The 12,037-nt window shown below is 40.4% G+C and carries 12 protein-coding genes; all 12 read left to right on the forward strand.

Features of this window, described 5'->3' with window-relative positions:
• Positions 1–9 precede the first annotated feature (9 nt).
• The 12 genes from NF867_RS05335 (at position 10) to NF867_RS05390 (ending at position 11,996) form a co-directional block, all read left to right on the forward strand.
• Positions 10–1,284, forward strand: coding sequence for an efflux RND transporter permease subunit (locus tag NF867_RS05335; RefSeq protein WP_252586576.1), 1,275 nt, complete (start codon positions 10–12; stop codon positions 1,282–1,284).
• Positions 1,271–3,169 (forward strand): efflux RND transporter permease subunit, encoded by a 1,899-nt coding sequence (locus tag NF867_RS05340; RefSeq protein WP_252587119.1) that lies wholly within the window; start codon positions 1,271–1,273, stop codon positions 3,167–3,169. Before NF867_RS05335 ends, NF867_RS05340 begins: the two co-directional genes overlap by 14 nt.
• Positions 3,159–4,463 carry a TolC family protein gene (locus NF867_RS05345; protein ID WP_252586578.1) on the forward strand — a complete coding sequence of 435 codons (1,305 nt, stop codon included), beginning with the start codon at positions 3,159–3,161 and terminating at the stop codon, positions 4,461–4,463. Before NF867_RS05340 ends, NF867_RS05345 begins: the two co-directional genes overlap by 11 nt.
• A complete protein-coding gene (locus NF867_RS05350; protein ID WP_252586579.1) occupies positions 4,441–5,784 on the forward strand; it encodes a heavy metal-binding domain-containing protein in 1,344 nt (447 codons plus the stop codon). The genes NF867_RS05345 and NF867_RS05350 overlap by 23 nt, the downstream gene beginning before the upstream one ends.
• Positions 5,785–5,825: 41 nt before the next feature.
• On the forward strand, positions 5,826–7,067 hold the full coding sequence (locus NF867_RS05355) for an efflux RND transporter periplasmic adaptor subunit (protein ID WP_256471361.1): 1,242 nt from the start codon (positions 5,826–5,828) through the stop codon (positions 7,065–7,067).
• 20 nt (positions 7,068–7,087) lie between these two features.
• Positions 7,088–7,642, forward strand: coding sequence for a DUF3347 domain-containing protein (locus NF867_RS05360; protein WP_252586582.1), 555 nt, complete (start codon positions 7,088–7,090; stop codon positions 7,640–7,642).
• 110 nt (positions 7,643–7,752) lie between these two features.
• A complete protein-coding gene (locus NF867_RS05365) occupies positions 7,753–8,058 on the forward strand; it encodes a type II toxin-antitoxin system HigB family toxin (RefSeq protein ID WP_252586584.1) in 306 nt (101 codons plus the stop codon).
• Position 8,059: 1 nt separating this feature from the next.
• A complete protein-coding gene (locus tag NF867_RS05370; RefSeq protein WP_252586586.1) occupies positions 8,060–8,419 on the forward strand; it encodes a helix-turn-helix domain-containing protein in 360 nt (119 codons plus the stop codon).
• Positions 8,420–8,649: 230 nt separating this feature from the next.
• Complete coding sequence (locus NF867_RS05375; RefSeq protein WP_252586587.1) at positions 8,650–9,294, forward strand: TetR/AcrR family transcriptional regulator; 645 nt, start codon at positions 8,650–8,652, stop codon at positions 9,292–9,294.
• 17 nt (positions 9,295–9,311) lie between these two features.
• Complete coding sequence (locus tag NF867_RS05380; RefSeq protein ID WP_252586588.1) at positions 9,312–10,247, forward strand: HlyD family secretion protein; 936 nt, start codon at positions 9,312–9,314, stop codon at positions 10,245–10,247.
• 80 nt (positions 10,248–10,327) lie between these two features.
• Positions 10,328–11,248, forward strand: coding sequence for an ABC transporter ATP-binding protein (locus NF867_RS05385; protein ID WP_252586589.1), 921 nt, complete (start codon positions 10,328–10,330; stop codon positions 11,246–11,248).
• 10 nt (positions 11,249–11,258) lie between these two features.
• Positions 11,259–11,996: an ABC transporter ATP-binding protein gene (locus tag NF867_RS05390; RefSeq protein ID WP_252586591.1), complete on the forward strand. Its 738-nt coding sequence runs from the start codon at positions 11,259–11,261 to the stop codon at positions 11,994–11,996.
• Positions 11,997–12,037: the final 41 nt, after the last annotated feature.

Genomic DNA, 12,037 nt, shown 5'->3' on the forward strand with positions numbered 1-12,037 from the left:
ATTGATCACATGATCTCAAACCTTATTTCCTGGTCGCTCAGGAATCGGTTCATTGTAATTGTTGGAGTAATTGCCATAAGTATTTGGGGATTTTACTCGATGCAGCAAACACCGATCGATGCTATACCCGATTTATCGGAAAACCAGGTAATCGTTTATACGGAGTGGATGGGCAGAAGTCCTCAAATTATGGAAGACCAGGTAACATTTCCACTGGTTACCAACCTACAGGGCCTACCAAAAGTTAAAGACGTTAGGGCTACTTCCATGTTTGGCATGAGCTTTATCTATGTCATTTTTGAAGACAACGTAGATATCTACTGGGCACGAACCCGTGTAATGGAACGGCTTAACTCTGCACAACGTTCATTGCCTGAAGGCGTAACGCCTACACTTGGCCCCGATGGAACCGGTGTTGGTCATATTTTTTGGTATACCCTGGATGCTCCCGGATATGACCTTGGCGAGCTTAGGGCTTTGCAAGATTGGTATGTAAAATTTGCCCTTCAAAATGTTCAGGGAGTAAGTGAAGTGGCATCTTTTGGAGGCTTTCAAAAGCAATATCAAATTTCCTTCGATCCAAATAGGATCAACTATTACCAATTGAGTTTAATGGATGTTTTAAACACCGTTAAGAATAACAATAATGATGTGGGCGGACGGATTTTCGAAATGAACGGAACGGGTTATATCGTGCGTGGCTTGGGTTACATTCGATCAATAGCCGACATCGAAAACATGACCATTGCCACTAAAAACTCGATTCCTATTCGAGTTAAAGATATCGCCACTGTTCAAATGGGTGGTGAAGCTCGCTTGGGCATTACCGAAGAAAATGGGAATGGAGAAGTAGTTGGAGGTATTGTGGTGATGCGTTACGGAGAAAACGCCGATGCGGTGATTAAAAATGTGAAAGAGAAAATGAAGGAGGTCGAAAAAGGTCTCCCAAAGGGCGTAAAGTTTAAGGTAGCTTACGACAGAAGCGAGCTAATTGAATCGGCAATTAACAGCTTGAAAAACACCATGACCGAGGAGATCATCCTGGTATGTATTATCATCATTATTTTCCTGTTCCATTTCAGCAGCTCATTGGTGGTGATGCTTAACATACCGATAGCCATCTTATTAGGTTTTATCGCCGTTAAAAATTTCGGCATTACATCCAACATTATGTCCTTAAGCGGAATCGCCATCGCTATAGGGGTAATTGTTGACGATGGAATTGTAATGGTTGAAAATGCTTACCGCCATTTAACAGAGGAAGGAGATGATGACCATGCGTGATCCACGAAAACTTACCAATGAGCAGCGGATCGCTATCATTGAAAAATCCGCCAAACAGGTTGGTAAACCCGTTGTTTATTCAACCTTCATTATCATAATTTCATTTCTGCCGGTATTCTTATTGACCGGCCAGGAAGGTAAGTTATTCCATCCACTGGCCTGGACCAAAACATTGGTGATGCTAGCGTCGGTTATTTTGGCCATCACGTTTGTACCGGTAATGATGTCGTTTTTCCTAAAAGGAAAAATGCGTCCTGAAAGTCAAAACCCTATCAGCAATTTCTTCAACCGCATTTATGAGCCCGTTTTAAAATGGTGTCTTGAATGGAAGAAAACGGTTTTGGGAATTAACATACTGGCTCTGATCATTTCAATCCCTATGATAATGGGCTTGGGCCGTGAGTTTATGCCACCATTAGACGAGGGCTCCCTCCTATTTATGCCTGTAACATTGCCTGATGTTTCCAATGCAGAAGCAAAGCGAATTTTACAGATCCAGGATAAGATCATTCTATCGGTACCTGAAGTAAAACACGTATTGGGCAAGGCCGGAAGAGCCAGCACAGCCACCGACAATGCGCCAATGAGCATGATCGAAAGTATCATTCTGCTAAAACCTCAAAGCGAGTGGCGCAAGGGAAAAACTAAAGATGATATTATCGCTGAACTGAACGCAAAACTGCAAATACCTGGGGTTACCAATGGCTGGACACAACCGATCATTAACCGCATCAACATGCTTTCAACAGGCATCAGAACCGATGTTGGAGTTAAAGTGTATGGACAAAATCTCGATACGATTTACAGCATTTCCAGGGAAATTGAAAAAACGCTGAAAGACATTGACGGAATCACAGATCTGTATCCCGAACAGGTAACAGGCGGAAAATTCCTCGATATAAAGATCAAAAAAGAAGAGTTGGGCCGCTTTGGATTGAGCATTAACGATGTAAACATGATCGTTGAAAGTGCTCTGGGCGGCATGAACCTCACCAATACCGTAGAAGGTCGCGAACGTTTCAGTGTTAGTGTTCGTCTTGCGCAGGATTTCCGCAGCAGCATCAATGATATAAAACGTACGCTTATACAAACGCCAAACGGACCAGTGCCTTTATCATCAGTAGCAGATATTATGATTAAAGACGGTCCGGCAATGATCAACTCGGAGAATGCCATGCTTCGCGGAACGGTTCTTTTCAATGTTCGGGGCAGAGATCTTGGCAACACGGTAAACGATGCCATCAGTCGCTTGAACGAGACATTAACCTTGCCAAAAGGCTATTATATTGATTGGAGTGGACAATGGGAAAATCAGCTCAGGGCTACTAAAACGCTTTCCATTATCGTTCCGATAGTACTGGTGATCATCTTCTTTATTCTCTACATGACCTACAACCAGGTTAAGGAGGCGATTATCACCATGATGAGTGTACCATTTGCTTTAATTGGAGGAGTGTTCCTGGTGTATTTCTGGGGAATAAACATTTCGGTTGCCGTAGCTGTAGGATTCATCGCCTTATTTGGAGTAGCAGTAGAAACCGGTATGCTGATGGTGGTTTATCTCGATGAAGCCATGAAACGTATGGTGAGAGAAAAAGGCGCTGCGGTATCAATTGCCGACTTGCGTCATTATGTAATTGAGGGATCGGCCAAACGCCTTCGCCCTAAATTAATGACAGTTTCGGTAACCTTGTTCGGTTTGGTTCCGATTCTCTGGAGCCATGGAACAGGCATCGACCTTATGCTGCCAATTGCCTTGCCAATGATTGGTGGAATGATCACTTCAACCATACACGTATTGTTGGTAACACCTATCATTTTTGAAATGACTAAAGAATATGAATTGAAGAAGCATGGTAAAGTGGAGGTACTAAATGGAAACTAGAACTAAAGTTAGAAGTACGAAGTTAGAAGTACGAAGTAAAAAATCGGAAATTTTCAATTTGATGCTGATCTGTTTGACGCTTTTCCTCCTTCCTGCTATCGCAAAAGCACAAACAACAATGTCGTTAAAGGCTGTTTTAGATAGCATTACAGCCAACAACGCCGGGTTACAGAAATTTGGCTATACCACCAAGGCTAACATCGAAATGGGTAACATGTCGAAGGCTTGGGATGCCCCTACTGTTTCCTTGGGAATGGAAGAATTTCCATATTCCAATCAAATGCAAATGGACAATGGAGCCCGTAAGATGTTGATGCTGAATGTTGATCAGATGCTTCCTAACTTTGCTAATCAAAAAGCGAAAGCTGAATATTATCAATCATTCAAAAATCAAAACATGAATGATTATTTCACGCTTAAGAACAAACTTTTTGCCCAGGCAAAGTCGGCTTATTTTACTGAACTCATCGGCACAAAACGTTTAACTGTTTTAGCTGAGCAGGGTAAAATGCTCGAGTTGCTGATAAAAATTGCAGAAGCCCGATTACAGTACTCGCAAGCTGACCTTCCAACCATTTACAATGCAAGAGCCAAACTTGGCAGCCTTGAATCGATGAAGATCAAGGAAGAAAGCATGATTCGTCAGGCCCGTTCAACATTAAATTATTTAATGAGTAAGCCTTTAAACTCCGATTTACAGATCGATACTTCAATGAGTCTATCAAGGTACAAAGAGCAAATCACTCAATATGACACATCCTTTGTATTGCAAAACCGAAGTGATATTCAACGAATGACCAATGAGATCGCCAGCATGCGACTCAATCAAAAGGTTGCCCAAACCATGTCGAAACCAATGTTTGGCGTTGGGTTCAAAAACATGCGTATGGCCGACGGAACTTACATGTACAGTGCGATGGCCAGCATGAAGCTTCCACTGGTGCCTTGGTCATCGAAAGGATACAAATCTGAAGTTAAGGCTATCAGTTACGAGATCATGGCCATGGAGAAAGAGCGCAAAAACATGGTGAATGAAACAACCAGCATGATCAAAAACACAATGCTCGATTTACAAGCTCAATACAAAGGACTTGATATTTATGAGCAGCGCATCCTCCCCGACTATAAAAAAACATTTGAGGTAAACCTGAATGCTTTTGGAGAGAACAAAGGCGACATTTTCAGAACACTAATGGCTTGGGATGACCTTTTAATGAAACGAATGGATTATCTGAATGTCTTGGACCAAACCTATAAAATGGAGGTAATGTATGAAGAAGCGATTCAAAAGTAGAAGTACGATTTTAGAAGTACGATGTACGAACCGGAACTACGTAAATACACTGCGTCTTTGTGCCTCTGCGGTATTCATTCTTCTGATTATTGCTTTTAGTGCCTGTCAAAAGAAAAGACAAACTGAATCAGAAGCTACCTATACTTGCCCAATGCATCCACAGGTAGTTCAGGATCATCCGGGGACCTGCCCAATTTGTGGGATGGATTTAGAAAAAAAGGTAACCGCGAGTGATGTAAACGAAAAGGAAAAGCAGGAACTAGGCGAACTGGCAAAAGAGGTAAATGGTACAGTTGTAGGTAATTTTAAAACCGTTTATCCCAGAGGAAGAAATGCTAACGATACGGTAATGCTCAACGGTTATTTTGGTTTAGATAATCGGGCGAAGAACAGCGTATCATCGCGGGTAAGTGGCCGTATTGAAAAGTTATACGTTAAGTACGAAAACCAGTTAGTGAGTAAAGGACAAAAGCTGTTCGACATTTACAGTCCTGAATTGCTTGCTGCTCAGCGTGATTTATTGTTTGTAATTAAGAATAACGATCTGGAGCTCGTTTCGGGTTTAAAAAACAAATTGTTCAACTTAGGAATGACGCAGTCGGAAGTAAACCAACTAATTAAAACTGGAAAACCTTTGCAACTGGTCAGTATTTACAGTCCTTATACTGGAGTTTCTCATGCGCTTGCATCTGCCAGCACAGGACAAAAACCTTCCGCTGGTGGTGACGGAATGGGAATGAATAATGCTGCAACCACTGCCAAGGGTAGTACTTCGGCTTTGGGTTCCATTCGTGAAGGCATGTATATATCCAAAGGACAAACCTTGTTTGAACTGATGAGCCATGGACAAGCGTGGGCTTTACTTTCGGCTTATGAAAAGGATCTTCCGTTAATTCGAACGGGAGATGAAGTGCTGATCACTGTTCCATCAGAAAAAGGTCACCTGATTACCGGGAAAGTCGATTTTATACAACCTTATTACGACAACGATAAGCAAACCGCTACCATAAGGGTTTATATCCCAAATCATCACGAACTAAAAATTGGTAATTTTATTCAGGGAATGATCGTTCATAAAAATATAAGTGAAGGCTTTTTTGTTCCTAAAACGGCTGTTTATGATTTGGGTAAAACTAAAATTGTTTGGGTAGCTGATAAAGCCGACAAAACCTTCACTGCCCGCACGGTAACCACTGGATCATCAAGTGGCGATTGGATACAAATAAAATCGGGCCTGAACGATGATGAAAAGGTGGCGGTTAATGCATCCTATTTAGTTGACAGCGATTCATTTATTGAAACGGAAGGAGGGGAAAAATGAGTAATAAGTTATTAGTAATTAGTTTTGAGTTCCTCATCACGATGCATAATTCAGTAAAACGAAAAATATATAGCTCAACTCTGCGCCTCTGCTCCTTTGCGGTTACGCTTCTAATTTTTTCATGCTCAAATGAAAAAGCAAAAGAAAATGCACATGAGCATCAGGAAGTCCAAAAATCAAGCGAAGTTTACTCATGCTCCATGCATCCGAATGTACGATCGGATAAACCTGGCAATTGTCCTATTTGCGGTATGCCATTAACCAAAATTGAAGGCTCGAAAGTAAAAGAAGAACATACGCTACACTTGGCTCCTGTGCAATTGATAACGGCCAACATTAAAACGGATACAATAAGAACAGGCGACCTGAACGGAACTCTTACACTCTCGGCCAAAACCAATTATAACCGTCAGGCTCAGGAAGTAATAAGCGCTAAAGTTTCGGGACGAATAGAGCAAATGTTTGTTCGTAATCCGGGTGAACAAATCTCTGCGGGACAAAAACTGTATTCGCTTTATAGTGAAGAATTACAATCAACACAACAGGAGTACCTGATCAGTTTAAAACAGCAAAAGGCGTTTGAAGCGGTATCAGTTGATATGAGCAATGCCATTGCCGCTTTAGAGCGTAAGCTGGAATTATGGGGAATGAACAAGTCGCAAATCAAGCAATTAGCTAATTCCGGAAAGGCAAATCCACGGATTACAATTTTCAGCAAACAGGCCGGAACGGTTACCGAAATACTTAAAAATGAAGGCGAGTATTTAAATGAAGGCGATGCTGTTCTAAATCTATCTTCGTTGAATGATATTTGGATTGAGGCTGAAGTTTTTGATAATGAATTAACCATTTTGGCTAAAAACCCGAAGATCACTGTCGAGCTGGAAGCTTATCCCGGAGAAATATTTCCGGCGGAAGTAGTTTATCAGAACCCGCATATGCAGGGTGTATCGAACATTAATCTACTCACCTTAAAAATTAAGAATAATGTAAATCTGAAACCCGGCATGCTGGCTTATGTGCATTTAACCACCGGTATTGGTAATGAGCTAATTGTTCCAAAAAGTGCTGTTATTTATGGTGAAAAAATGAATATTGCATGGATTAAACGACCAGATGGTAGTTTCGAGCGCCGCATGGTGGAACTCGGAAAAGAAAATAAGCAGAACGTGCAAATTTTAGAGGGACTGCACAACGGGGAAGTAATTGTAACCTCCGGAGTTTTTCTCTTAAACAGTGAATACATTCTAAAATTCGGAACCGGTATGACTCATAATCATTAACCAATAATAATTTAAAGAATATGAAAATTAAATTCTATATCGCCACAGCTCTTGTAGCAGGAGTATTGGCAGCATGTAACGGACAAGGAAAAAAGACGGAAGCTCACGATCAATCTTCGCACGAAGGACATGATCACGAAGCCGAAGCAGCCCAAGCCAGTACGGCAAACCCTATTCTGAACAACGAAGCGTTGAACAATGTGTATGCTCACTATATTCATTTAAAAAACAATTTAGTAGCATCAAATGAAGCGGAGGCCAAAACTGCAGCCCAAGCTGTTAAAACTGCACTAGATGCGGTGAAAGATGCTGAAGCAACCAAAGCTGCAGAAGCATCAGCTAGTGCTGCCGACTTAAAAACCCTAAGGGCTTCATTTGATGGATTAACCAAACAAGTTGAGCGCCTGATCAAAAAAACCGGCGTAAAATCAGGCGAAATTTATGTCGAGTTTTGTCCGATGGCTAACAACGACAAAGGAGGCTACTGGCTTTCAAACAATAAAGAAATTCAAAATCCATATTATGGCGATCAAATGATGAAATGTGGCTCAGTGAAAGAAACGTTGAAGCAATAGAACACGAATTAATTCGAATTAAAAGAATTTCACGAATGAGAATGGCTGCCATTGTGTAGCCATTTTTTGTTAAAAGTTTTCTAACAGCAAACTTTTACCTACCTTTAGAAATGTTTAACATCATCACCCGAAAAACACTTTTATATTATTGCAAACAATATCCTGATGCGGAAAGGAGTTTGAACGATTGGTATAAAACGATAGTAAAATCGGACTTTAAAAACTTTAGTGAATTAAAAGAATTATACAGATCAGCAAGCATTGTTTCCGATAATAGAGTTGTTTTCAATATTATGGGGAACAATTATCGTTTAGTAGTTCGATTTTCGTTTGAATTTAAAACAATTCACCTCAAATGGTTTGGAACTCATACTGAATATAATTCAATTGATGTAACAACAGTTAACAATAAATAAGATGGAATTGAGACCAATTAGAACCGACGAAGAACTTGATTATTGGGCTGAATGGCTTGAATTGTCCTTAGACAAAAAACCTGAAAAGGGTTCTGAACTGGGTGATAAAATTGAAATGGTTATTTTATTGATCAAAGATTACGAGGATAAACATTACCCTATACCTGATCTTGACCTCATTGAAACCATCAAGTACAAGCAAACTGAAATAGGCTTAAATCAAAGTGAATTAGCCGAATTATTAGGAATAGGTAAAAGTTACCTTTCGGCAATTTTAAGTGGTAAAAAACCATTAACACTTACTGTTGCTAAGCAGCTGCATAAAAAACTCGGCATTTCAGCAGATGCGCTATTGGTTTAACACGAATTAATTCTTCTAATTAACCGAATTTCACGAACTACTGACAAGCAAGTCTCTCCTAGGAAAGCGACTTGCTTGTTTTACTTTTAATTAGGTCAATCTCACTAATTTCTCTTTAGTGAAATTAGTTCAATTCGGTCAATTTGTGTGCAAACTTTAATCACTTGTTTAAATCTTTTGATTAATTACTGATTTATTTCAACCTTTGCTTTGCAAAACCTTTGGCATTGATGGCTAAAAAAGAAGTAAAGGCAATTGACAGTTCTACAGAGGAGCGTATAAAACTAGCGGCGCATAAACTTTTCGCTCAAAAGGGCTATGCTGGTACTAAAACCCGTGATATAGCCTCTGAAGCAGGTATCAACCTCGCCTTACTCAACTATTATTTCCGCAGTAAAGAGAAACTTTTTGAACTGATCATGCGTGAGCATATTCAACAGTTTTTCCAGGGGATGTTCCAGGTTTTGAATGATGAGAACACCTCTATTCAGCAAAAAATTGAAACGTTGGTTGGTCGTTATGTGGATACGTTAATGCTGCAACCCGATATTCCCATTTTTGTATTAAGTGAATTGCGAAACAGTCCGATGAACCTGGCCGATAACATCCAAAAGAATATGCAGATCAAAAATTCGTATTTCATGAAGCAGATCAAAGAGGGTATTGCAAACGGTACTATCGACAATATTCATCCGGTTCAGCTAATGTCAAACCTGATCTCTCTTACGGTTTTTCCATTCATTGCTAACCCTATCTTAAAAACCATACATGGCATTGATCAGGAACAGTTCAATACATTCATGCTCGAGCGGAAAAAACTGATCCCCCTTTGGATCGCCGAAATAATCAAACCTAAAACAACATTTAACAAATAGATAATTCATCAATATAAATGAAAACCTCATCAATTATACTGGCAGCCACAATCATCCTGTTAGGGGGCTGTAAAAAAGGAGACAATGATTTTGATGCTTCAGGAACATTTGAAGCTATTGAAACTGTGATCTCGGCTGAAGCCAATGGTACTTTAAAGCAATTTAATGTAGAAGAAGGCCAGCAATTGAAAACCAATGAGCAGGTGGGTTATATCGACAGCGTACAGTTATACCTTCGCAAAAAACAACTGGAAAGCCAGAAAGCCGGGCTCAGCTCACGTATGCCTGATATTTCGGCACAAACAGCTGCTTTTAAACAACAGTTGGTCGTAACTGAAAGCCAATTGAAAACTCAGTATCGCGAGCGTCAACGTATCCAAAACCTGGTAAACGCCGATGCTGTTCCTACCAAACAATTGGATGATGTGAACGCCCAAATTGATGTATTGGAAAAGCAATTGAAAGTGATCAAAGAGCAGGATGCTGCACAACAATCGGTGCTGAACACTCAAACCAAAGGCTTACAAAGTGACAAAAACCCTATTCAGGCTCAGATAGAGCAATTGGAAGATCAGCTTGCAAAATGCAAGATTATTAACCCTGTGAACGGAACTGTTTTGGTTAAATATGTTGAACCTAACGAGATGGTAATGCAGGGCAAAGCACTTTATAAAATTGCGGATATGAGTTATTTGAACCTTCGGGCTTACATTACCGGCGATCAGCTTTCGAAAGTTAAAATTGATCAAAAAGTGAAGGTATTAACCGATGATGGAGCCGACAAATATAAAGAGCAGGAAGGTGTGATCACCTGGATCAACGATAAAGCAGAGTTTACTCCAAAAACTATCCAAACTAAAGAAGAACGTGCTAACCTGGTTTATGCTATTAAAGTAAGGGTTAAGAACGACGGATATTTAAAAATTGGCATGTACGGAGAGGTGAAATTTTAATTAATTACGAGTTGCGAACTACTTAATTACGGGTTAAAGCCAACTCGTAACCCGCAACCCGAAATTCGTAATAAACAATAATGGTTACACTCGATAAGCTCAGTAAAACCTATAATAAAGGTAGTGTTCTTGCCGTCGACAAGGTTTCTTTTGAGGTTAACAAAGGAGAGCTTTTCGGATTAATTGGCCCTGATGGTGCCGGCAAAACCAGTATTTTCAGAATGCTTACCACACTTTTGCTTCCTGATGAAGGCTCTGCAACGGTTGATGGTTTTGATATTGTAAAAGACTATAAAAGCATAAGAAACACCGTTGGCTATATGCCGGGTCGTTTTTCGCTTTACCAAGATCTTTCTGTCGAAGAAAACCTTAATTTCTTTGCCACCATTTTCAACACAACAATTGAGGAGAACTACGACCTTATTAAAGATATTTATGTTCAGATAGAACCTTTTAAAGATCGGAAGGCAGGAAAACTCTCAGGCGGTATGAAACAAAAGCTGGCATTGAGCTGCGCGCTCATTCACCGGCCCACTATATTGTTTTTAGATGAGCCCACCACAGGCGTTGATGCTGTTTCGCGTAAGGAATTTTGGGAAATGTTAAAGCGATTGAAAACGCAGGGAATTACGATTTTGGTTTCAACACCGTATATGGATGAAGCCACCCTTTGTGATCGTATTGCCCTTATCCAATCGGGGAAAATACTTTCAATAGACACCCCTCAAAACATTGTCGATGCGTACCCTGATAAGTTGTTCGCCATTAAAGCTGAGTCAATTTATTATTTATTGAATGATTTACGGGCTTATACCAAAGTTAAAGGCTGTTTTACTTTTGGAGAGTTTGTGCATATCTCGTTTAAAGATAAAAGCGCTACAAATGAGCCGGAGCTTTTGGCTTATTTAAAAGAAAAAGGGCACAAAAACATAGAGATAAAGGCCGTTACCCCCGGTATTGAAGATTGCTTCATCCGATTAATGACCGAAGAAACCAATTAACAAATCAAAAATGCAAGCGGTAATAAAAGCAGATAAACTAAGTAAGCATTTCGGGCATTTCACAGCGGTAAATAAAATTTCGTTTGAAGTGGCTCCAGGGGAGATCTTTGGCTTTTTGGGCGCTAACGGCGCTGGAAAAACCACGGCTATGCGTATGTTATGTGGTTTATCGATCCCCACCTCGGGCACCGCCACTGTTGCCGGCTTTGATGTTTATAAGCAAACCGAAGAAATTAAAAGGAACATTGGTTACATGAGTCAGAAGTTTTCGCTGTATGAAGATCTGACTGTGTTAGAAAATATAAGGTTTTACGGTGGAATTTATGGTCTTTCTGACCGGGACCTGCAACAAAAGAGCGAGGCCTTAATAACCCGACTGAACCTACAAAATGAAGCTAAGAAATTGGTTGGATCACTCCCATTGGGATGGAAACAGAAGCTTTCTTTTTCAGTAGCTGTTTTGCATGAACCCAAGATTGTATTTCTGGATGAACCTACCGGTGGTGTTGACCCGGTTACACGCAGGCAGTTTTGGGATTTGATCTATGAGGTGGCAGACCGAGGCATTACCGTTTTTGTAACCACACACTACATGGACGAAGCCGAATATTGTAATCGTGTATCGATTATGGTTGATGGCAGCATTGAAGCGCTGGATACCCCGCCAAAATTAAAGCAACAGTTTTCGGCGAATTCAATGGACGAAGTGTTTTATGAATTGGCCAGAGGAGCCAAAAGGAGTGAATAAACCCCTCCTAACCTCCCCTAAAGGGAAGGAATTAGACAGGA

Origin of the sequence: Solitalea agri (genome assembly GCF_023914155.1) — a bacterium.
GTDB classification, from domain to species: Bacteria; Bacteroidota; Bacteroidia; order Sphingobacteriales; family Sphingobacteriaceae; genus Solitalea; species Solitalea agri.

Coding starts and splice junctions, on each gene's coding strand:
- NF867_RS05375 (WP_252586587.1), top strand. CDS start 8,650: ATGGCTAAAAAAGAAGTAAAGGCAATTGACAGTTCTACAGAGGAGCGT.
- NF867_RS05370 (WP_252586586.1), top strand. CDS start 8,060: ATGGAATTGAGACCAATTAGAACCGACGAAGAACTTGATTATTGGGCT.
- NF867_RS05335 (WP_252586576.1), top strand. CDS start 10: ATGATCTCAAACCTTATTTCCTGGTCGCTCAGGAATCGGTTCATTGTA.
- NF867_RS05350 (WP_252586579.1), top strand. CDS start 4,441: ATGAAGAAGCGATTCAAAAGTAGAAGTACGATTTTAGAAGTACGATGT.
- NF867_RS05385 (WP_252586589.1), top strand. CDS start 10,328: ATGGTTACACTCGATAAGCTCAGTAAAACCTATAATAAAGGTAGTGTT.
- NF867_RS05355 (WP_256471361.1), top strand. CDS start 5,826: ATGCATAATTCAGTAAAACGAAAAATATATAGCTCAACTCTGCGCCTC.
- NF867_RS05340 (WP_252587119.1), top strand. CDS start 1,271: ATGACCATGCGTGATCCACGAAAACTTACCAATGAGCAGCGGATCGCT.
- NF867_RS05345 (WP_252586578.1), top strand. CDS start 3,159: ATGGAAACTAGAACTAAAGTTAGAAGTACGAAGTTAGAAGTACGAAGT.
- NF867_RS05360 (WP_252586582.1), top strand. CDS start 7,088: ATGAAAATTAAATTCTATATCGCCACAGCTCTTGTAGCAGGAGTATTG.
- NF867_RS05365 (WP_252586584.1), top strand. CDS start 7,753: ATGTTTAACATCATCACCCGAAAAACACTTTTATATTATTGCAAACAA.
- NF867_RS05380 (WP_252586588.1), top strand. CDS start 9,312: ATGAAAACCTCATCAATTATACTGGCAGCCACAATCATCCTGTTAGGG.
- NF867_RS05390 (WP_252586591.1), top strand. CDS start 11,259: ATGCAAGCGGTAATAAAAGCAGATAAACTAAGTAAGCATTTCGGGCAT.